The sequence below is a fragment of the Bradyrhizobium sp. Ken01 genome (genome assembly GCF_055807355.1).
On sequence record NZ_JBVVPC010000056.1, the window covers coordinates 1 to 19,781 of the forward strand.

Consider the following 19,781-nt stretch of genomic DNA (forward strand, 5'->3'; position numbering starts at 1 on the left):
TCGCGCAGCGGACCGCGGGTGCGAGGTCAGCACCCGGCCTTCCCTGCGCCCTCTTGGACAAGAGGGTGGAGTGACCAGGCAAAGCTCGGGCGAAATACGCCGCGAGAACGAGAACTCATGTCCGCTGTTTGAAAGATCAGTCGCATCATTTCCGGGGATATGTCGAACGTTGCTCGCGCTACGCAGCCATCTGACGCGGCGCTGCGGTGGGCCTTTGCCTTTGTCTTGGCGCTTGTCTCTGGCTTTGCCTTGGGCTTCTCCGGCGCTGCTGCGTCGCCGAATCCTACTGGATGTATCAGCAACCCAAAAGTGCCTCGACCTTCGAGCTGGAGATTCGTCCCATCCGCGAGAAATGGTAGCGGAGCCGGTTCACGATGGCCCCTGCAAGGGTTCAGAATGAAAAGGGTTCAGGATGAATTGCCGAAGCGGTGTTCTGGAAGCCCCTGTGCGATGCCATCAATGGCCAGAACGTGACCCGCCTGGGGTTCGCGGCTCAATTGCTCGCGATCCAGAAACTTTCTGGCCGTCGTCACGAACAAGGTCTTCAGGTCGGCTCCGCCGAAGCATACGCAGGTCGGATTGGTCGCCGGCACCGGAATGACGGTGTCGATCCGGCCGTCCGGCCGATAGCGCACCACCCGGCCGCCGGAGAAGAATGCGGTCCACAGTCCGCCCGCGACGTCGATACACGCGCCGTCGGGCCTCTCCCCGGAGGCGCTGTAGTCCGCGAACAGCCGTCTGTTGCGGATCACGCCGTCATCGAGATCGAAGTCGAACTGCCAGGTGCGGTATCGCCTCGTATCCGTGAAATAGAGCGTGCGATTGTCGGGTGAGAACGCGATGCCGTTCGTCACGACGACATCGCCGAACATATGCGTTGTCCGGCCGTCCGCCTCCACACGATACAGCGCTCCGTTCGGTCGATGCAGCTGGTTGTCCATGGTGCCGATCCACAGCCGGCCCCGGGCGTCGACGCGCCCATCGTTCAGGCGGTTGTCGAGGCCACTTTCGACCTCGCAGAGCTGACTCGCATGACCGCCGCCGGACGCGCAGCGATAAAGGCCCAAATCCTGCGCGAGCAGGTGGGAGCCATCTGCCGTAAAGGCCTGACTGCCGAGGAAGTTGCACGCGTAGGTAAAGACCTGATGCGCGCCGGTCGCCGGATCGAACGATTGATGCAGCCGCCGGTCGACGTCGACCCACCACAGCTTGCGGGAGCGGTCGCACCACAGGGGCGTTTCGCCGAGGATGTCGCCTGCGGCGACCGCGGTCTCGACCCGATATGCGGGGATCATGTCGGCGGTCATCCCGATATTCGCTTGCAGCCGCGAGCCGGGCGATCAGTCCTCGTTCCAGGAGGCGAGGGCGTGCGCGACGCAGCCGTTGATGTGGTCGGTGAGCACGGTTTTGGCGCCTTTGATGTCGCGCTTGAGCGCGCAGTCCAGCAGCGCCGTGTGCTGATTGATCGTCTCTGCGCCGCGGTAGCGCAGCGCATAACGGAAATATTTGTCGAACACGACCGCGTGGGTCTGCATCAGCTCGCGCGAACCGCAACTCGAGATCAGAGCCTGGTGGAATTCGCCGTCGTAGCGTTTGCGCAGCTCGGGATCGTCGCCCTCTTTGAGGACGGTGCGTTCGGTCGCCGCCAGCTTGTGATGCGCGGACACCACGCGGCCCTCCCACTCGACGTCGCCGGCGCGGAACGACTCGGCCATTGCATGCTGCTCCAGCAGGATGCGCAGACCGGCGAGTTCACGCAGGTTCTGGATGGAGATCGGCGCCACCTCGAAGCCGCGCTGGCCCTCCGCGACAACGAACCCCTCGGAGGTCAGACGATTGAGGATCTCGCGCAGTGTGGAGATGCTGACGCCGTAGTCCTCCTTCATGGCGTCGAGCTTGAGACGTCCGGACGGCGTCAGCACGCCGAAAATGATGTCGGATCGAATCCGCTGATAACCGCTGTCGCCCGCCGACAAGGGGCGCCCCTCGAGTGACGTCATGCTCTCCGATCCCGCAATATGCGCAAACGCCCCGTGGCGGGCGGCTGAACCATCAATGTTACCAGCAATATAGCAGACGCCTAACAACAGGTGTATTCCAAAATCTCCGATGAAGTGCATTTTATCATTTGACCGAGAAATGTAGTTATGTTTTTTGATTGACCTGAGGGTGCAGAAAAAAATGGCTCAAGCCGCCGTCGTGCCCCGATCGAACAGGGAGGTCAAAATGAGCTTGTTGGTACGGGCGCTGTCTGCGACGGCGATCTGCGTGGCGCTGACGGTCGGCGCATCCGCTGAGGACATTCAGGAGCGCACGATCAGGTGGGGACACCTGAACAACACCGATCACCCCGTCAGCGCGGGGGTGCAAAAATTTGCGGAGATCCTGCTGGCGAAGAGCGGGGGCAAGATGAAAATCCGTGAGTTCGCGGCCTCGCAGCTCGGCAACGAACTGCAGCAGCAATCGGCGCTGCGCGGCGGCACGCAGGAAATGCTGTCCGCCTCGACGACGTCGCTCGCAACCGTCGTGCCGGAGTTCGGCCTCATCGACTTTCCGTTTATCGTGAAGACCATCGAGCAGGCCGACGCGCTCGGGACCGGCAAATTCGGCACGTCAATGCTCGATACGTTGCCGTCGAAGGGGCTGATCGGTCTGGGATATTGGGGCCTCGGCTTCCGCAACGTCACCAACAGCACGCGGCCGATCACCAAGGTCGAGGATTTCAATGGCCTCAAGCTTCGCGTGATTCCGAACCCGGTCTACCTCGAGACCTTCGGCTCCTTCAAGGCCAATCCCGTTCCGATGGCTTTCGGCGAACTCTATTCGGCGTTGGAGACCCGCACCGTCGACGGCGAGGAGAACCCCTTCACGGTCATTCTCTCCAACAAGTTCTATGAAGTGCAAAAATACGTTTCCGCCACCAATCACACCTTCACCCTGAACATCATCCTGGTGAGCAAGGCGTTCTGGGACAAGCTCTCGCCGACCGAGCAGCGCCTGATGCGCGAGGCGTATGAGGAAAGCCGAGGCTATCAAAAGGAGCAGACGCGCCTTCAGACCGAAAAGGCCCTCTCTGAATTGCAGGCAAAGGGCATGCAGTACAACACCGTCGCGCCGGAAGAGCTCGATCGCATGCGCAAGACCGCGCAGCCGGTCGTCGACAAGATTGCCGCCAATCTCAAGCCGGAAGCGGTCAAGCTCTTCAACGACGAGCTCGATCGCATCCGCAAGGACGTGAAATAGTCGACCTCGTCAGCATGCAAGAGGCGGAGCCGGCCAGTCGGCCGGCCCTGAACCCGACTTTGCCCGGACGGCACGTATGGCGCGATTTCTCGACCTCTATTGCACCCTGCTGAAGGGCATCATTGCCGCATTTCTTGCGGTGATGGTGGTGCTGGTGTTCGGCAACGTGGTGCTGCGCTACGGCTTCAACTCCGGTATCGCGATCTCGGAGGAGCTGTCGCGCTGGCTCCTGGTCTGGCTGACTTTCCTCGGTGCAGTCGTGGCAATGCGTGAGCACGCCCATCTGGGAGTCGATAGCCTTGTGCGGATGCTACCGGCTTACGGCAAACGCATCTGCTTCATCGTCAGCTACGTCCTGATGTTGTTCGCCGACTGGCTTCTGCTCTCGGGAAGTTGGCGTCAGACGATCATCAATATCGACGACCGCGCCCCGGCGACCGGCCTGTCGCTCGGCATCTTCTATGGCGTGGGCGTGATCTTCGGCGTTTCAGCCGGAGTGATCCTTCTCTACGACCTGTTCCGCGTCATGTCCGGACAGGCCAGCGAAGCCGACATGGTCGCCGTCAGGGAATCGGAGGAGCACTGATGCTGTCTCCCCGTATCGTGCCGCGCGGCGCTCACATCCTGGAAATCACCGGGATCACGCCATGACGATTGCCGTCTTCACCTTCTCGCTGCTCGGCGCCATGGCGCTGGGCATGCCGATCGCCTTTGCGCTGATCGTCTGCGGCGTGGCCTTGATGAGCACGATCGACATGTTCGACGCCCAGATCGTGGCGCAGAACGTCATCAACGGCGCGGACAGCTTTCCGCTGATGGCCATTCCCTTCTTCATGCTCGCCGGCGAGGTCATGAACAAGGGCGGCCTGGCCAAGCGAATCGTCAACGTTGCGCTCGTCGCGGTCGGGCATTTTCGCGGCGGACTTGGTTACGTGACGATCCTCGCGTCCTGCATCCTTGCGTCGCTCTCGGGCTCCGCGGCAGCTGACGCCGCGGCGCTGGCCGCCCTGCTGGTGCCGATGATGGTGGCGGCGGGGCACAAGAAATCCTACGCGGCGGGTCTGGTGGCGGCCGGCGGCATCATCGCGCCCGTGATTCCGCCCAGCATCGGATTCGTCATTTTCGGTGTCGCCGCGGGCGTGTCGATCTCGAAACTGTTTCTGGCCGGGATCGTCCCGGGGATGTTGCTCGGGGCAGGGCTCTGCCTGGCCTGGTGGTGGGTGGTGCGCCAGGAGAACCTGACGCCGCCGCCAAGAGCATCGCTCTCGGAAATGGTGAAAGCGGTGGTTGACGGCTTCTGGGCGCTGATGCTGCCGGTCATCATCGTGGTCGGCCTGCGCTTCGGCATCTTCACGCCGACGGAAGCCGCAGTGGTCGTCGCCGTCTATTCGCTGTTCGTCGCGACCTGCATCTATCGGGAATTGAAGCCGTCGCAGCTTTATGAGGTGTTCGTCTCCTCTGCGCTGACGACGAGCATCGTGATGTTTCTCGTGGCAGCGGCGCTGGTATCGTCCTGGCTCATCACCGTGTCCGAGATTTCGGCACAGATCGTCGCCCTGCTGAAGCCTTTCATGGGCAACAACACGCTCCTGATGCTGGCAATCATGGTCGTGGTGGTGATCGTGGGAACGGCCCTCGACATGACACCGACCATCCTCATCCTCACGCCCATCCTGATGCCGATCGTCAAGGCGGCGGGCATCGATCCCGTTTACTTCGGCGTCCTCTTCATCATCAATAATGCGATCGGCCTCATCACGCCGCCGGTTGGTATCGTGCTCAATGTGGTTTGCGGCGTCTCCAGGATCAGCATGGAGGACATCATCAAGGGCGTCTGGCCCTTCTTGATCGCGCAACTGATCGTCCTGTTCGCGATGGTGCTATTCCCGGGATTGGTGACGATCCCGGCCAAGTGGTTCAGCGGCTAGAGGCGTCGGCAACAAAGGAAGGACAAGCGAAAATGGCCGCAAGGATCATGATCCTCAACGGACCCAATCTCAATTTCCTGGGCATCCGCGAGCCCCACATTTACGGCTCGACGACGCTCGATGAGATCGAGGCGAGCTGCCGCGCGCTGGCCGACCAGCTCGGCGTTTCGATGTCGTTCCATCAATCGAACATGGAGGGCGAACTCGTCAGCCTGATCCAGTCCGCCCATGGCAACGCGGACGTCATCATCATGAATCCCGCGGCCTATTCATTCACCTCGATCGCGCTGATCGACGCGCTGAAGATTTTCGAGGGTGTGAAGATCGAGGTGCATATCTCGAACATTCACGCGCGGGACGAGCTGCACCGCCACTCGATCACGTCGAGTGCCTGCACGGCGGTCATTTGCGGCCTGGGTCCCTATGGTTATCTCGCCGCGATGCTCGCGGCGGTCCAACGGCTGGGCCAATTGCCTGAGGCCATCGCACCGGCTCTGCACGGGCTTGCGGCCGGCGGCAAGGTGTAGGCATGGAGGGCGGGATGCGCGGCACGGGATTTCTCGCCATCTGGAGCGACGTCGAGGCTCACGACCTGACCGACTACCGGCACTGGCTGACGCGCGAGCACACGACCGAGCGCGTGACGACGAAGGGCTTCCTGGCATCGCGTGTCTTCCGCGCGGCAAGGGACGACATCAACCGCTTCTTCATTCTGTATGAGCTGAAGACGCCGGAAGTCCTCGACGGCGAGGCCTATCTGGCGCGCCTCAACGCACCGACGCCGTGGTCCCAGCGCATCATGCCGAAGCTCGGAAATTTCGTGCGGGGCGGCGGCGTCATGATTGCACGGGGAGGGCGGGGCGAGGGCGCATCGATCGTGGCGCTGCGGATCGAGACCTTGCCGAAGGATCCCCAAGGTTTGGCCCGGGCGCTCGTTGCGTGCGACGGGGTTGCCGCCGTGCAGATCGGCGCGACCGACGAGGCGCGGACATCAGTGCGGACGACCGAGAAGGGCATGCGGAAGAACGAGGGCTTCTTCGCGGGGCTTTTGCTGATCGAGGCGCTCGACGTTGCGTCGCTGCAGGCTGCCTTGCGGAAAGCCGCGGAAATTGCCCCCGACGTCATGGCCAGGGCGAGCGAGCCGGAAGTTTATCAAAGCATGTTTGCGCTCGACGCCCGCATCGCAGATTTCGGCTGATGGCAACGTCTCGCTAGGAACTCTTGCGCACCATCGAGGCTTGACTCAGCGGGCCAGCCTCGCCGCCGATTTGCTGGCCTGCACGGCCCCGCCTCCAAGCCCCCATACCCCCCAGGGTGGGGCCGTGTCTCTTCGCAGGAGATGCAATGCCGGAGCCGACCGATCACGACATCAGAGAACGCGCGCACCGCTTGTGGGAACAGGCGGGCAAGCCGGAAGGCCGCGAGGAAGAGTTCTGGCACGCGGCCGAGCAGGAGTTGCGCAACGAGGACAAGTCGAACCCCATGCGGACGCCGGATACGCTGTGACCGACAAGAGCTGCCCATTCTGCCACGGTCTGGGATGGGTCTGCGAAAACCATCCGCTCCGCGCCTGGAGCGACGAATTGGGCGGCTGCCGATGCGGTGAGGGCATGCCCTGCACCTGCAACGCGACGGAAGATCCCGAAACAAGGGCGGTGATCGTCGAAGCGGACACCACGTGGCATTGAAGGACCTGGCATTGAAGGCGGAACAGAGGCTTCCAGCAGGAATTGAGGTTGTGAGCAGCACGGGCTGCGACGCAGGCCCGTGGCTGCGGCGGGGTTTGCGGTGGACGAGCGGCAAAAGATAGAGCACCAGATCGAACTCGCAACGCGAGCGGCAGCCCTTGTCAAAGACGAAACCACTGTCCAGAGATTCAGGACGTTCGCCGAGGATCTGAAGCAAAAGCTGCTTCGCATGATGCGGCGCGGCAAGGTGCGAGCGCGCGCGTACGAGCTCTGGGAGCAAGCCGGTCGCCCGGACGATCGCGATGTGGAGTTCTGGGTCGAAGCGGAACGGCAGATCGAAGAAGAGCGCGATCAGCGGAGGCTCTCGGATTCCTCAGACAAACGGTAGAAGTTCCGGTAGCACATCGGCAGCTAACAAGCTTCGGCCGCGCGTTCGACAGAGAAAAAGCCGCCGAGTTCTTCACCTGGCGGCTTCAAAAGTCCGTAGCTGTTGGTCGCCTCTCCAGCCTCGTGCGTACCGCCGTTACCTTGTTTGCGGCCATGCAAGTTCAGTCTAGGCCAAGGCGCTCGATTCTGCTGTGACCTGAAGCACACATTGGAAGGACGATGTCGGCAAGCTTGGGAGGGCACCGACTTTGATGGGACTGCTCCGTCATGGCTTTACGCGCCGGCCGCGATACCCAGGCGGCCGATGCCTGGAAGCTTCAGCGCGGGGCGGCGGATGTCGAGGCCGAGCACCGCGCCGAGGAAATTGATCTCGACCCCTTCGACCCAGCCGATGGTCATGCCGAGATAGCCCGACAGCGAGGCGTAGAGGCCGGTGCCGGACGCCGTGATGCCGGCCCAGCGTCCGCTGTAGGGAAAGTCCTTGCCGATAGCAGTCGGCGGCAGCACGGCGCGCAGCTCGGGAACGGCGTCCAGCGCCGCCTGCACGAAAGTGTTGGAATTCGGTCCGGGCCAGGCGCTGTAGTCGCCATAGGCGCGGAACCTGTAATTCTCGATGACGGCATGGATCTTCGGGATCAACGCTTCGGCCCGCGCGCCGTCGACCGCCACGACCGTTTCCGGCAAGGCGCCGAACCAGCGGCCGTCGGGCGCAAAGCCGTTGCTGCGAACAGGGTCGCCCCAGGCCGTGTAGTCGTATCGGCTGTAGGTCGGGGCGCCCTTCTCCTTGACGACAATCCAGGTGTGGACGGCAAAAATACTGCGCCAGCGCACGGTGCGCGCGGCGAACACGCGGATCAGCGCATCCGGATTGGCGGATGCGGGCGGCAGCAGGCCGGCACTGGAGCGATCCGCGGTCTGCCAGTTGCCGCGGCCGTCGCCGCGCAAGTAATAGCGGCCGGCCGATACGCCGATCGGCAGGAAGATCAGCAACAGGAACAGAATCAAGGATTTCCTCAAGGGCAAACGCAGTCAGGCGGGACGATGCCACCAATATAGTTCGCAAGGCACGCCGCGCCAGCGCTCTCCTGCTCTTGCATTCGGGTGGTGCGGCCATATGTTGCGTCCATGAGGAAGTTGTCGCTCGTCGAGGACCAGGCCATCCAGGCGCGAATCGCGTACATCGCGGGCGCCGAGATTTTCGATCGCCTGTTCGCCGGCATCCGGTTCGACGAGATCGACGGTAATCTGCTGTTTGCCATCGCCAGCGACGAGGACTGCGCGGCCGAGATCGAGGACGAGTTCTCGCACCAGCTCGCTGTGGTCGCCACGCAGATCCTCGCGCAGAGCGTGGACGTGGTCGTGGTGCTGCCGAAGGTCCTGCAATAGCCGCCTGTCCGTTAGCTTCTGCCCGCTCAGGCCGCTTGCCTTCCCCCGCTGTCTCTGCTTTTCAACGCAATTGCAAAATTGTAATGACGTCACTGGGCGCTCAGGCCCGAGGCGCGTTATCGACGGAGTTCGACGGGAGGGCTCGTCGTCGCTCGCCTCTATTTGCGAAACAAAGTTGGATACACATTGGCGCCCACCAGGAAAGCCCGGGCCACGACCGGCGCGATAAAGACAAAAAGCAAGAGCTCGAAAAGCAAAGGCTCGATAAGCAAAAGCGCGAAACGCAAGAGCACGAAGAGCACGAGCTCGAGAAGCACGAGCTCGAAAGGCCAGCGCCTGGAGAAGAGCGCCTCGCGTTCCGCGGTCGCCTCCTCATCGCCGCTCGGCATGCTGGCGCTGCATCTGCTCGAGCAGTGGGAGAAGTCCGGCCGTGACGGCCTCGTCTTCCTCTGCGACGACGAGAGCAGGGCGGAGCGACTGGGCGGTGTGATCCACGCCCTCGATCCCTCGGTCGACGTGCTGGTGTTTCCGCGCCTGAACACGCTGCCCTTCGACGGCCTCGAGCCCTCCCGCGAGATCGCGGGCCGGCGCAGCTCGGTGCTGCGGCGTCTCGCCAAGGCAAAGAAGCCCGTCTTCCTGGTGTCCACCGCGGAAGCGATCATGGAACGGCTGCCGCTGCCGGCGAGCTGGTCGCGGTCGAGCCTCACGCTGAAGGTGGGCGCGCCCTATTCCGGGCCCGAGCTGGAGACGCGGCTGGAAGCTCTCGGCTACGATCTCGACGAAGAGGCGGAGTATCCGGGCGGCGTCCTGTTCCACGGCAAGACGTTCGAAGTGTTTCCCGCCGGCGCGCTCGCTCCCTTCCGGATCGAGCATTCCGGAGACACGATCCGCAAGATCGTCGCCGTCGATCCCATCGAGCACGAGGTCGTCTACGAGACCGCCGAATTGATCATCGATCCCATGTCCGAGCGGATCGCACTGGGAGCTACGCGCGGACAGCGGGCGACGCTGCCGGATTATTGCAGCCGCGCGCGATGGATTGCGGATGCCGGGGTATCGACCCACGCCGAGAGCTGGCTGGGCACGATCGAGGACGCCGCCGGCCGCAGGGATGCGGAGCGCGAATACCTGGGGCAACAGGACTGGAAGCAGCTGAAGAAGCGCATCAGCGTGCTGTCGCGCAAGGCCGCCTTCATCTCGACTCCGGAGTTCTCGAAGCTGGCCTCGCCGCGCAAGGCGCTTCGCGCCTTCGTCGCCGACATGCAGCGCGGCGGATCGCGGCTGCTGTTCGTCGCGGCTGTCGAGGACGACCTTCGCGCGATGGAGCGCATGAGCGGCATCAAGGCGGAGCGCCTGGCCGATTGGAACGAGGTGACGAAGGCACGGAGCCGCGAAGGTGCGCTGCTGGCCGATTTCGACGCGGGGTTCATTGGCGCCGGCCGCAAGCCGCTTGTCGTCGTGACCGCCTCCGACGTGCTCGGCAGCCGGGCTCATCATCCCCAGCCGATGGCGCGAGCCTGGAATCCGGCATTCGATCATCCCGATGTGCCCGAAAAGGGCGCCGCCATTGTCCATCTGCAACGCGGGCTCGCCGTGCTCGATGGCTTGCAGACCCTCGACATGGGCAAGGGATCGCGACGCGAGATGATCAGGCTCAAATTCGCGGGCGACAATGCCGTGCTCGTACCGCCGTCCGATCTCGCCGTGATCTGGCCCTATGCCGGCGAGCCCGGCAAGCTGACGCTGGACAAGGCGGACGGCAGCAGCTGGTGGGCGCGGCGCACCGAGGCGGAAGCGGAAATCCAGGTCGCCGCCAAGGCGCTCGCCAAACACATCAGCCAGCGCCTCCGCCGCCGTGCACCCAAACTGGTGCCGCCGGGGCCGGCTTACGAAAAATTCGTCGCGCGGTTCCCCTATTTCACGACAGCGGACCAGGGCCAGGCGATTCAAGACGTCCTCGACGATCTTGCGGCGGGCCATCCCATGGACAGGGTGATCTGCGGTGATGTCGGATTCGGCAAGACCGAGGTCGCGCTGCGGGCGGCGGCCGCAGTGGCGCTGTCCGGCAAGCAGGTGGCGATCGCTGCGCCGACGACCGTGCTGGCGCGGCAGCATGTCGAGACCTTCCGCAAGCGGTTCGGCCCCCTCGGAATCGAGGTGGGAAGCCTGTCGCGGGCCAGCTCAGGCCCGGAGACGCGAGAGACCAAGGAGGGGCTGCGGCGCGGCACGCTGAAAGTCGTGGTCGGCACGCAGGCGCTTGCGGCAAAGGACGTGAAGTTCGCCGACCTTGGCCTCGTCATCATCGACGAAGAGCAGCATTTCGGCGCGGCCGAGAAGGGGAAGCTTTCGGGCCTCGCCAAGGGGGCCCATTCGCTGTGGATGAGCGCCACGCCGATCCCGCGCACGCTCGCCGCGGGACTTGCCGGCTTCAGGGATCTCAGCGTGATCGCCTCGCCGCCGGTTCATCGCCTTCCCATCGTGACCAGGATCGCGCCGCTGTCCGACGCTGCCATCGCCGCGGCGCTGCTGCGCGAGCGCAGGCGGCACGGTCAGAGCTTTCTGATCTGCCCGCGCATCCAGGATCTGGAGCCGATGCTGGCGCGGGTGCAATCGGTGGCACCGGAGCTGCGCATCGTCTGTCTTCACGGCAGACTGCCCGTGGACGAGATCGACGACCGCATGATGAGTTTCGTGGATGGCGAGGCGGACGTGCTGCTGGCGACCAATATCGTGGAAAGCGGTCTCGATATTCCGCGCGCGAACACCATCGTCGTGTGCTGGCCCGAAAAATTCGGACTTGCGCAGCTGCATCAGCTCAGGGGACGGGTGGGACGCGGCGGCACGCGCGCCTTTGCCCATCTGCTGACGGAATCGACCTCGGAGCAGTCCGAGAAGCGTCTGGCGGTGCTGGAGGAGTTCAGCAAGCCGGGTGCCGGCTTTGCGATCAGCGAGCGCGACCTCGACCTCAGGGGCGCCGGCGATCTGTTTTCGGAACAGCAGTCCGGTCACGTCCAGGTGTTCGGACCGGTGCTCTACAGTCATCTGCTGAAGCGGGCGTCCGAGCGTGGCAGCGATGCCGGCGCCGATTTGTGGGTGCCCGATCTCAATATGCCGTTGGCCGACATGCTGCCCGAAGGCTACGTGCAATCGGAAGCGGTCCGGCTCGAGATCTATGGGCGCGCTGCCAGGTGCCGAAGCGACGACGATCTGGAAGATCTAGAGGAGGAGATCTCGCGTCGTTTCGGCAGGCTGCCGCCGGAGGCCCGCGACTTCTTCGCATCCGCCAGGCTCCGTATCGATTGCAAACGGCGCGGCATCGTTAGGCTCGATGTCGGGCCGGAGGCCGTCGCCGCGACGTTCCTGCCGGGGCGGCTGCGGAAATCGAGGGCGAAGTCGCAGGCGGGAGCGCTACAACGCGACGGCGACCGCGTCGTCTACGCCGGTCGCCGTGATCAGGACCCGTTCAGGCGCGTCGAGGAATTCCTCGAACTCCTCGACGCCTGAGGATCATTCGGTCTGCTCGACTGCCGCGGGCATTTTCGCCACCGACATCAGCGAGCGGGCCACCTGGTTGAGGAGCTGATCGGCGTTCTCCTCCTCCGCGAGTGATTTCGACAGCAAGGCGACAATGGCACTGTGGCGAAGCTGCTGGGCGAGGTTGCGGGCCGTGGTATAGCCTGCGATCTCGTAATGCTCGACGCGTTGTGCTGCGCCGATCAGGGCGAGGTCGGCCGCCGCGTCCTCCTTGTCCTCGCCCTCGGCCATGATCTCCTGGCCCTCCTCGACGAGGCCCATCATGCCCTTGCAGGGCTTGGCGCGGGCGGATTTGCCGAGCATTTCGAAGCATTCGTTGATGCGCTCGACCTGCGCTTCGGTCTCCGCGAGGTGCTGCTCGAACAGCTCGCGCAACTGGTCGAAGCGGGCGGCCTCCGCCATCTTGGGAAGCGCCTTGGTCAATTGCTTCTCGGCATGCAGGATATCGCGCAGCTCGTTGATGAGCAGATCGCCGAGACCCGCTTCGTCCGCGGGCGGCGAGCTCTCGGTGACGATGGCTGTGGCCGGACCCGGTTCGCCCGCCTGGATTGCCGGCGAGTCCGTGAAGACCCAGTCGCCGCCCTCGTTCCACGGCCCACGCGTGTCGATCTCGCCATGGTCGCCGGCGCCGGTGGAATCGTTGAAGAACTGGTCGACGAGGCCGGGCGTCGGCGCGATGCGGCCGATGCTGAAGGCCGGCTTGCCCATGCTCTCGAGCGCCAGCGCGAACGCCTTCATGTGCGTGATCTCGCGAGTCATCAGGAACTGCAGCGCATCCTTGCTGCCGGCATCGTCGCAGAAATTGATCAGCCGCTCGTAGACGATCTTGGCCCGCGCCTCTGCGGCAATGTTGCTGCGCAGATCGACGTCGAGCTCGCCGGTGATCTTCAGATAGTCGGCGGTCCAGGCATTGCCCTGGGAGTTGAAGAGATTGACGCCGCCGCCGCCCGCGATGGCGATGAGGGGATCGGCTTCGGCCGCCTGGCGGTCGAACTTCGAGGGCTTGAGATGCATCCGCGCCAACGTGCCGACCACTTCCAGATGGCTGAGCTCTTCGGTGCCGATGTCCATCAGGAGGTCCTTGCGATCGGGATCCTCGCAGTTCAACCCCTGGATCGAGTACTGCATCGCGGCCGCAAGCTCGCCGTTGGCGCCGCCGAACTGCTCCAGCAGCATGTTGCCAAAGCGCGGATCGGGTTCGTCGACGCGAACGGTGAACATCAGCTTCTTGACGTGATGATACATGGGGGGACTCTCGATCTGGGGATTGTGGAAGAAGATGCTTCCCGAACGGGCGGCGCCAATGGTTTGTTCCTAACCAAATGATCTGCGCCGGTGATATGCGGCGCAGATCATTCGATGTCGGCGGCAGGATTGTGGACGAATTCGATCAGCGTTGATCCGGGCGCTTGGCGGGAGGCCCGTTCTTGTTGCCGGGAGCCCCTTGAATATTCGACGGGTCCTGCGATTGCACGGCGGTGTTGCCAGTGGAGCTCGTCGAATTCGATCCGACGGTTTCACCAGGCTTGGCGGCCGGTCCGTTCTTGTTGCCGGGCTGTCCGGCAATGCCGGCACCCGAATTCTGCGCGCTTGGCGCGGACGAAACGTCAGGCTTGCTGGCCTGCGCCCAAGCTGCTGCAGGCAGCGCGAGAGCGGCGAGGATAACGGCACCTGTGAACTTCATCTCGGTGTTCTCCGACTGATGCCCCATCTACTCGAACGCCGGTGACCTGCGTGCGTTCCCTGTCGTCATCAACTCGAAAAGTCTTCTCGCGCTATCATGGCGGACTATCCCGGCAGCGGCGCCTCCACGACGTCCAGCAGCGCTCCGAGGCCCTGGCGCAGGCGGCGGGTGGCGATGCTCTCGGTGGCGAGGCCGAACACCACCAGGGATCGTCCGGTCATCGCATAAACATGCCCGAAGTCGAATGCGGGCATCTGCCCCTCCGGTTGATTGGTGTCGATCAACCCGATCCAGCTGCGTCCCTCGGCGACAGCGGGCAAGGTGAAATTGACGACGTCGTGATGAGCATTGTAGATCAGCAGCATGGTTGCGTCCGAACCGCGGCGCTTGATCCCGGTCTCCTGGGCGCGGCCGTCGAGCAGCAAAGCGAAGCATTTGGCGTTGCCGTCCTGCCACTGCTCCGTCGTCATCTCCTCCCCGGACGGCGCGAGCCACGTCACGTCCTTCACGTCCAGCTCTTCGTTGTGCGAGCCGACGAGAAAGCGGCTGCGGTAGAGAATCGGAAATGCCTTGCGCGTGGCGATCAGTTTGCGCGTGAATTCGCGCAGGCTGCGGCCGTTCGCGGTGATGCCCATCCAGTCGAGCCATGTGGTCTCGTTGTCCTGGGCGTACGCGTTGTTGTTGCCGTGCTGGGTGTGTCCGAATTCGTCGCCGGCAAGCAGCATGGGCGTGCCGTGAGACAACAGCATGGTCGCCAGCAGATTGCGCTTCTGGCGCTCGCGTAGCGCAATGATTTCCGGATCGTCCGTCGGTCCCTCTGCGCCGCAATTCCAGGAATGATTGTTGCTGTGGCCGTCGCGATTGTCCTCGCCGTTGGCTTCGTTGTGCTTGTCGTTGTACGAGACGAGATCGTTGAGATTGAAACCGTCATGGGCGGTGACGAAGTTGACGCTGGCCCATGGCCGGCGGCCGCGCTTGTTGAAGAGATCGCCGGATCCGGACACGCGTTTGGCGAAGTCTGCGATCGTACCTTCGTCGCCCTTCCAGAAAGCGCGCACCGTGTCCCTGAATTTGTCGTTCCACTCCGCCCATCCCGGCGGAAACTGGCCGACCTGATAGCCCCCCGGACCGATATCCCAAGGCTCGGCGATCAGCTTGACACTGGAGAGCACGGGATCCTGGCGGCAGGCATCAAGGAAGCCGCCGCCTTCGTCGAAACCGTAGGGCTCCCTCGCCAGGATGGTGGCGAGGTCGAAGCGGAAGCCGTCGACCCGCATCTCGGTCGCCCAGTAGCGCAGGGAATCGGCGACCAGTTGCAGCACGCGCGGGTGCGACAGGTTCACCGTGTTCCCGGTACCGGTGTCGTTGATGTAATAGCGCCGCTGGTCCGGCAGGAGGCGGTAATAGCTGGCATTGTCGATGCCCTTGAATGACAGCGTCGGGCCGAGCTCGTTTCCTTCCGCGGTGTGATTGTAGACGACGTCGAGGATGACCTCGATGCCATGGGCGTGGAACTGGTTGACCATGGCCTTGAATTCGTTCGCGAACGGCGTCTTGAGGTAACGCGGCTCCGGCGCGAAGAAGGCAAGGGAGTTGTAGCCCCAGTAATTGCGCAGGCCTTTCTCGACCAAATAGCTGTCGTCGACGAAGGCATGGATCGGCAACAATTCTGCACTGGTGATGCCGAGCGATCGCAGATAGGCCGGCACCTCCGAATGCGCAAGACCGGAGAACGTGCCACGGTCTGCGTCGGGCACCAACGGATGCAGCTGGGTAAAACCCTTGACGTGCATCTCGTAGACGATCGTCCGCTCCCACGGCACTTCCGGTTTGCGCGCGGCGCCCCAGGTGAAGGCCGGGTCGATGACGCGGCATTTCTGCATCAAGGGCGCGCTGTCGCGTTCGTCGTAGGAGAGATCCTTGTCGGCATGGTCGAGCTGGTAGCCGAACAGCTCCGGTCCCCAACGCAACCGGCCGACCAGCTGTTTGGCGTAGGGATCGAGCACGAGCTTGTTGGGATTGAAGCGGTGTCCCCCGTCGGGTTCGTAGGGGCCATGAACGCGGTAGCCGTAGACGGTGCCGGGACGGGCCGCGGGCAAATAGCCATGCCAAACTTCGTCGGTATATTCCGGGAGTTCGATCCGCTCCAATTCGGTCTCGCCGCCGTCGTCGAACAGGCAGAGTTCGACCTTGGTGGCATGGGCCGAAAACAGCGCGAAATTGACACCAAGCCCGTCCCAGGTGGCGCCGAGCGGAAACGGTTTGCCCTCGCTGATCCGCGAGCGACGCAGGCTCGAGGCTGCCCGTGTCAGGGCGTCGTCTGAATGTGCTTGTTGGTCCATTATTGCCCCGAAATGCCGTTCAAGAAATTGGTGCAGTCGCCGCCACTTCGCCGGTGGTTTGGTCGCCAACCGCCGCCGAAGCGACTACGGCGGCAGGAGGCACATCGTCCGGTTTGGGCAGCGTGGTTGCCCTTTGCAGCGCCGCCTCCTTGCTGATGGCCGCAATCGAGTTGCCGGTCCGCTCGACGATGCTGGTCAGCTCTGCGTCGGACAGTCCCAGACGCTTTCTGACGAGGCGGACCTGAGTAGGGTCGGCAAGGTCGAGCTTGTTGCGGATCGGCTGTGGCTTCGAGCGGCGCATGGCGAAATCTCCCGTGTAGAATTGCAACCGTCGCCCAGGCGATTCCGTTCCCTGTTTGCAACAGTGATCTTCCCCAACCATCGTCGCCGCACCTTGGCCCAAAAGTGCACACAACGAGCATGGCGCATCGGTGTGGCGCCGGCCTGAGGAACGAATGCCTGCATCTCGGCTTCTCCCGTCCTGAGCATGCTTGAGCGATCGCAAAATCGGGCCTCGCGAAGCTTGCTGTTATTTCCAGCCACGCAAAGGCGGCTAGGTTTGAGTCACAGATTGGGAATGGCCGGGCAAGCGCGACACCACGGCCCTCGATGCCTCGATCACGGGGTCTGCTTCAACCTCTGGGCGCCGACGGCGCAATCGGTCGAATTGCTCGAAGCCGGCCGGCCGCCACTCCGGATGACGCGCGACCACGATGGCTGGTACCAATCGTTGAGTCCCACCGCGCACGTCGGCACGCGCTATCAGTTCAGAATCAACGCAGACCTGGTCGTTCCCGATCCCGCCTCGTTCTTCCAGCCCGACGACGTCGGGGCGCCGAGCGAGGTGATCGACACCGCGACGTTCCGGGACTCGGTGCTCTATCCCGGCCGCCCCTGGGCGGAGGCCGTGATCTACGAGCTGCATGTCGGCACCTTCAGCGAGGAAGGCACCTATGCCGGCGTCGAGAAGAAGCTGCCCTATCTGCGCGATCTCGGCATCACCGCAATCGAGCTGATGCCGCTCAATGACGTCCCCGGCCGGCACAATTGGGGCTATGACGGCGTGCTGCTGAATGCGCCAAATGCACGCTACGGCAGGCCGGAAGACCTCAAGCGGCTGTTGCGCGCGGCGCATGCCCTCGACATCATGGTCTATCTCGATGTCGTCTATAACCATTTCGGGCCGCAGTTGAACTATCTGCATCTCTATGCGGAAAGCTTCTTCACCAAGCGCCACAGCACCGGCTGGGGCCCTGCCGTCAACCTCGAGGGACACGACGGCGCGTTCGTGCGCGAGTTCCTGATCGAGAACGCGTTGATGTGGCTGCGCGACTACGGGTTCGACGGCTTGCGGCTCGACGCCGTTCACGCGCTGAAGGACGATTCCGACCGCCATGTCCTGATCGAGCTGGCCGAGACGGTTCGCAGTCAGCTGCCGGGCCGGCGCGTGCATCTGATGCTGGAGAACGAGGACAATCAGGCCCGCCTGCTCGACCGGGCGCCAGGGCGAACCCGGCTCTATGACGCGCAATGGGGCGATGATTTTCACAACGCGCTCCACGTCCTGTTGACGGGCGAGGACGAAGGCTATTATCGCGCCTTCGCAGACAGGCCGCTCGAACATCTCGCGCGAGCGCTCACCGAGGGCTTTGCCTACCAGGGCGAAATCTTTCCGCTGCATGACGAACCGCGCGGCGAGCCGAGCGCGCATCTGCCGCCTGAGGCCACCATCTTCTTCGCCCAGAACCACGACCAGATAGGCAATCGCGCGCTCGGGGAGCGGCTTTCCGCGCTGGTCGGTCCGGAAAAACTGGATCAGGCCATGGCGCTGGTTCTCCTGAACCCGCATATCCCCATGCTATTCATGGGTGAGGAAGCCGCGGCCGAGACGCCGTTCCTGTTCTTCGCCGACTGGTCCGGCGAAGCCGCCGAATTGACGCGGGAAGGCCGGCGCAAGGAGTTCGCGCATTTCAAGGCATTCTCGACGCCCGACATGCGCGCCAGGATTCCGGACCCGTGCGACGAAAAAACCTTCACGGCATCGAAGCTCGACTGGACCGGCATCGACCGCTCTCCCGCCAGCGCCAGGTTTCGCGGCCTCACAACCCGATTGCTGAAGATACGGCGCGAGAGAATCGTGCCGCTGATCAAGCAGGGTTTCGTGTCGGCTCATTGCAAGTTGCTGGGAGAGGACCAGCGTAATGGCGGCCTGGATGCCCGGTGGCGGACGGAGAAGGGAGACATCTTGCAGATTGTCGCCAATTTAGCCGATCGCCAATTGCCCATGCCGGCGCTGGTTGCGGGCGAGAGCCTATGGCGATTGGGCGCCGCCGACGCGCCAGCCCTGTTGCCGAACGACATCATCGTGCGGCTTGGCCACGAGGCTTGATGGAACCGCGAGGAACGCTTCCAAAAGCTTTCCGTTAGGGGAGTAAATCGCTGGAGCCGCTTCATGACCGACTATCCAAAGCCGCCTTTTCCGCCGCAGCAGCAATCGATGCCCGGTTCGACGCGCACGATGAACCCGCGACCGGATCATGGCGAAGAGAGCTACAAAGGCTCGGGCCGCTTGGCCGGAAAGAAGACAATTATCACCGGAGGCGACAGTGGCATCGGCCGTGCGGTCGCGATCGCCTATGCCCGGGAAGGTGCAGACATCGTCATCGCCTATTTGAACGAGGATGAGGACGCCGCCGAGGTCAAGACGCTGGTGGAGCGCGAGGGACGCAAGGTCGTCCTGATCCCCGGCGACATCCGCAATCCCGATCATTGTCGCGCGATCATCCAGCGCACCGTCGAGGCGTTCGGCGCAATAGACATCCTCGTCAACAACGCTGCCCATCAGGACACGTTCAAGGAGATCGCTGATATCAGCGATGAGGAATGGCAGCGGACGTTCGAGACCAACATTCACGCCATGTTCTATCTCACGAAGGCCGCGGTGCCCCACATGCGCCCGGGAGCCGCGATCATCAACACCGCGTCGGTGAACTCCGACATGCCGAATCCGACCCTGCTGGCCTATGCCACGACCAAGGGCGCCATTCAGAACTTTACTGGTGGGCTCGCCCAGATGCTGGCGGCGAAGGGCATTCGGGTCAATGCGGTCGCTCCGGGCCCGATCTGGACGCCGCTGATTCCGTCGACGATGCCGGAGGACAAGGTCAAGAACTTCGGCAAGCAGGTGCCGATGCAGCGGGCCGGCCAGCCGGCCGAACTCGCGACCGCCTATGTCATGCTCGCCGATCCGCTCTCGAGCTACACATCGGGAGCGACCCTGGCGGTCACCGGCGGGAAGCCGTTCATCTGACCCAGCGCGCAACGAGAACGTGGCAGCCCCGCGGGCGGGCCGCCGCGTCCAGTACATCTTCACCAGCACGTCTTGACCACGGCGTCTCGATCAAGCGGCGCTGGGACGCCTTGGCATTGACGCCCTTGCGAAGCGCCACCGCGTTCAGCTTGGTGTTGGCGGCTTTCCCTTCGTCGATCTCGCCGGCGGTCTCATCGGCCTCCTCGATAATGCCGTCGACGGCGGGACAATGTTGGCCGCTGGGCTCCTTGCCGAGCTTCGCGAACACCTTTCACAATG

The 19,781-nt window shown here is 63.4% G+C and carries 19 protein-coding genes and 2 pseudogenes; 12 read left to right on the top strand and 9 right to left on the bottom strand.

What is annotated here, in order from left to right; genetic code table 11:
• Positions 1–272: 272 nt before the first annotated feature.
• Positions 273–359: pseudogene (locus AC0L3S_RS34105) on the top strand (short-chain dehydrogenase); the annotation flags it as partial.
• Between the two features lie 48 nt (positions 360–407).
• Here the strand turns inward: AC0L3S_RS34105 and AC0L3S_RS34110 are convergent.
• Complete coding sequence (locus AC0L3S_RS34110) at positions 408–1,307, bottom strand: SMP-30/gluconolactonase/LRE family protein (protein ID WP_473284092.1); 900 nt, start codon at positions 1,305–1,307, stop codon at positions 408–410.
• A gap of 33 nt (positions 1,308–1,340) precedes the next feature.
• Positions 1,341–2,000 carry a GntR family transcriptional regulator gene (locus tag AC0L3S_RS34115; RefSeq protein ID WP_473284094.1) on the bottom strand — a complete coding sequence of 220 codons (660 nt, stop codon included), beginning with the start codon at positions 1,998–2,000 and terminating at the stop codon, positions 1,341–1,343.
• 226 nt (positions 2,001–2,226) lie between these two features.
• Between AC0L3S_RS34115 and AC0L3S_RS34120 the strand changes: the two genes are divergently transcribed.
• The 7 genes from AC0L3S_RS34120 (at position 2,227) to AC0L3S_RS34150 (ending at position 7,247) form a co-directional block, all read left to right on the top strand.
• Complete coding sequence (locus AC0L3S_RS34120) at positions 2,227–3,243, top strand: TRAP transporter substrate-binding protein (RefSeq protein ID WP_018453915.1); 1,017 nt, start codon at positions 2,227–2,229, stop codon at positions 3,241–3,243.
• A gap of 76 nt (positions 3,244–3,319) precedes the next feature.
• Positions 3,320–3,829 carry a TRAP transporter small permease gene (locus AC0L3S_RS34125; RefSeq protein ID WP_007614042.1) on the top strand — a complete coding sequence of 170 codons (510 nt, stop codon included), beginning with the start codon at positions 3,320–3,322 and terminating at the stop codon, positions 3,827–3,829.
• A gap of 61 nt (positions 3,830–3,890) precedes the next feature.
• Positions 3,891–5,171 (top strand): TRAP transporter large permease, encoded by a 1,281-nt coding sequence (locus AC0L3S_RS34130; RefSeq protein WP_473284096.1) that lies wholly within the window; start codon positions 3,891–3,893, stop codon positions 5,169–5,171.
• A 32-nt stretch (positions 5,172–5,203) separates the two neighbouring features.
• Positions 5,204–5,698, top strand: a complete 495-nt coding sequence (locus AC0L3S_RS34135; protein ID WP_473284098.1) for a type II 3-dehydroquinate dehydratase — start codon at positions 5,204–5,206, stop codon at positions 5,696–5,698.
• A 14-nt stretch (positions 5,699–5,712) separates the two neighbouring features.
• Positions 5,713–6,369, top strand: a complete 657-nt coding sequence (locus tag AC0L3S_RS34140) for a hypothetical protein (RefSeq protein ID WP_473263711.1) — start codon at positions 5,713–5,715, stop codon at positions 6,367–6,369.
• 146 nt (positions 6,370–6,515) lie between these two features.
• Positions 6,516–6,677, top strand: coding sequence for a DUF2934 domain-containing protein (locus AC0L3S_RS34145; RefSeq protein ID WP_007595988.1), 162 nt, complete (start codon positions 6,516–6,518; stop codon positions 6,675–6,677).
• Between the two features lie 261 nt (positions 6,678–6,938).
• Entirely contained in the window at positions 6,939–7,247 is a 309-nt protein-coding gene (locus AC0L3S_RS34150) for a DUF2934 domain-containing protein (RefSeq protein WP_473284100.1), read from the top strand.
• A gap of 272 nt (positions 7,248–7,519) precedes the next feature.
• On the opposite strand, the gene AC0L3S_RS34155 is transcribed toward AC0L3S_RS34150, so the two are convergent.
• Positions 7,520–8,251, bottom strand: a complete 732-nt coding sequence (locus tag AC0L3S_RS34155) for a DUF3750 domain-containing protein (protein WP_473284102.1) — start codon at positions 8,249–8,251, stop codon at positions 7,520–7,522.
• Positions 8,252–8,371: 120 nt separating this feature from the next.
• On the opposite strand from AC0L3S_RS34155, the gene AC0L3S_RS34160 reads away from it, so the two are divergent.
• A complete protein-coding gene (locus AC0L3S_RS34160) occupies positions 8,372–8,632 on the top strand; it encodes a hypothetical protein (protein WP_007614033.1) in 261 nt (86 codons plus the stop codon).
• Between the two features lie 158 nt (positions 8,633–8,790).
• On the opposite strand, the gene AC0L3S_RS34165 is transcribed toward AC0L3S_RS34160, so the two are convergent.
• Entirely contained in the window at positions 8,791–9,021 is a 231-nt protein-coding gene (locus AC0L3S_RS34165) for a hypothetical protein (RefSeq protein ID WP_473284104.1), read from the bottom strand.
• On the opposite strand from AC0L3S_RS34165, the gene AC0L3S_RS34170 reads away from it, so the two are divergent.
• Positions 9,020–12,136 carry a DEAD/DEAH box helicase gene (locus tag AC0L3S_RS34170; RefSeq protein ID WP_473284106.1) on the top strand — a complete coding sequence of 1,039 codons (3,117 nt, stop codon included), beginning with the start codon at positions 9,020–9,022 and terminating at the stop codon, positions 12,134–12,136. The two genes, AC0L3S_RS34165 and AC0L3S_RS34170, sit on opposite strands and share 2 nt — an antisense overlap.
• A 3-nt stretch (positions 12,137–12,139) precedes the next feature.
• On the opposite strand, the gene AC0L3S_RS34175 is transcribed toward AC0L3S_RS34170, so the two are convergent.
• From AC0L3S_RS34175 to AC0L3S_RS34190, 4 genes are all read right to left on the bottom strand, one after another.
• On the bottom strand, positions 12,140–13,411 hold the full coding sequence (locus AC0L3S_RS34175; protein WP_473284108.1) for a DUF892 family protein: 1,272 nt from the start codon (positions 13,409–13,411) through the stop codon (positions 12,140–12,142).
• A gap of 145 nt (positions 13,412–13,556) precedes the next feature.
• The gene (locus AC0L3S_RS34180) at positions 13,557–13,850 is read right to left on the bottom strand and encodes a hypothetical protein (RefSeq protein WP_473284110.1); all 294 of its coding nucleotides are present in this window, start codon (positions 13,848–13,850) and stop codon (positions 13,557–13,559) included.
• A 104-nt stretch (positions 13,851–13,954) separates the two neighbouring features.
• The gene (gene glgX / locus AC0L3S_RS34185; protein WP_473284112.1) at positions 13,955–16,192 is read right to left on the bottom strand and encodes a glycogen debranching protein GlgX; all 2,238 of its coding nucleotides are present in this window, start codon (positions 16,190–16,192) and stop codon (positions 13,955–13,957) included.
• 19 nt (positions 16,193–16,211) lie between these two features.
• Complete coding sequence (locus AC0L3S_RS34190; RefSeq protein WP_473263703.1) at positions 16,212–16,493, bottom strand: hypothetical protein; 282 nt, start codon at positions 16,491–16,493, stop codon at positions 16,212–16,214.
• Between the two features lie 276 nt (positions 16,494–16,769).
• Between AC0L3S_RS34190 and treZ the strand changes: the two genes are divergently transcribed.
• Entirely contained in the window at positions 16,770–18,581 is a 1,812-nt protein-coding gene (gene treZ, locus AC0L3S_RS34195; RefSeq protein ID WP_473284114.1) for a malto-oligosyltrehalose trehalohydrolase, read from the top strand.
• A 63-nt stretch (positions 18,582–18,644) separates the two neighbouring features.
• Positions 18,645–19,502 (top strand): SDR family oxidoreductase, encoded by an 858-nt coding sequence (locus AC0L3S_RS34200; protein ID WP_473284116.1) that lies wholly within the window; start codon positions 18,645–18,647, stop codon positions 19,500–19,502.
• 103 nt (positions 19,503–19,605) lie between these two features.
• On the opposite strand, the pseudogene AC0L3S_RS34205 reads toward AC0L3S_RS34200, so the two are convergent.
• Positions 19,606–19,773, bottom strand: a pseudogene (locus AC0L3S_RS34205) (DUF892 family protein); the annotation flags it as partial.
• Between the last annotated feature and the right edge of the window lie 8 nt (positions 19,774–19,781).

Coding starts and splice junctions, on each gene's coding strand:
- AC0L3S_RS34160 (WP_007614033.1), top strand. CDS start 8,372: ATGAGGAAGTTGTCGCTCGTCGAGGACCAGGCCATCCAGGCGCGAATC.
- AC0L3S_RS34145 (WP_007595988.1), top strand. CDS start 6,516: ATGCCGGAGCCGACCGATCACGACATCAGAGAACGCGCGCACCGCTTG.
- AC0L3S_RS34120 (WP_018453915.1), top strand. CDS start 2,227: ATGAGCTTGTTGGTACGGGCGCTGTCTGCGACGGCGATCTGCGTGGCG.
- AC0L3S_RS34200 (WP_473284116.1), top strand. CDS start 18,645: ATGACCGACTATCCAAAGCCGCCTTTTCCGCCGCAGCAGCAATCGATG.
- AC0L3S_RS34180 (WP_473284110.1), bottom strand. CDS start 13,850: ATGAAGTTCACAGGTGCCGTTATCCTCGCCGCTCTCGCGCTGCCTGCA.
- AC0L3S_RS34125 (WP_007614042.1), top strand. CDS start 3,320: ATGGCGCGATTTCTCGACCTCTATTGCACCCTGCTGAAGGGCATCATT.
- AC0L3S_RS34190 (WP_473263703.1), bottom strand. CDS start 16,493: ATGCGCCGCTCGAAGCCACAGCCGATCCGCAACAAGCTCGACCTTGCC.
- AC0L3S_RS34140 (WP_473263711.1), top strand. CDS start 5,713: ATGCGCGGCACGGGATTTCTCGCCATCTGGAGCGACGTCGAGGCTCAC.
- treZ (WP_473284114.1), top strand. CDS start 16,770: ATGGCCGGGCAAGCGCGACACCACGGCCCTCGATGCCTCGATCACGGG.
- AC0L3S_RS34130 (WP_473284096.1), top strand. CDS start 3,891: ATGACGATTGCCGTCTTCACCTTCTCGCTGCTCGGCGCCATGGCGCTG.
- glgX (WP_473284112.1), bottom strand. CDS start 16,192: ATGGACCAACAAGCACATTCAGACGACGCCCTGACACGGGCAGCCTCG.
- AC0L3S_RS34165 (WP_473284104.1), bottom strand. CDS start 9,021: ATGCCGAGCGGCGATGAGGAGGCGACCGCGGAACGCGAGGCGCTCTTC.
- AC0L3S_RS34110 (WP_473284092.1), bottom strand. CDS start 1,307: ATGACCGCCGACATGATCCCCGCATATCGGGTCGAGACCGCGGTCGCC.
- AC0L3S_RS34115 (WP_473284094.1), bottom strand. CDS start 2,000: ATGACGTCACTCGAGGGGCGCCCCTTGTCGGCGGGCGACAGCGGTTAT.
- AC0L3S_RS34170 (WP_473284106.1), top strand. CDS start 9,020: ATGCTGGCGCTGCATCTGCTCGAGCAGTGGGAGAAGTCCGGCCGTGAC.
- AC0L3S_RS34135 (WP_473284098.1), top strand. CDS start 5,204: ATGGCCGCAAGGATCATGATCCTCAACGGACCCAATCTCAATTTCCTG.
- AC0L3S_RS34175 (WP_473284108.1), bottom strand. CDS start 13,411: ATGTATCATCACGTCAAGAAGCTGATGTTCACCGTTCGCGTCGACGAA.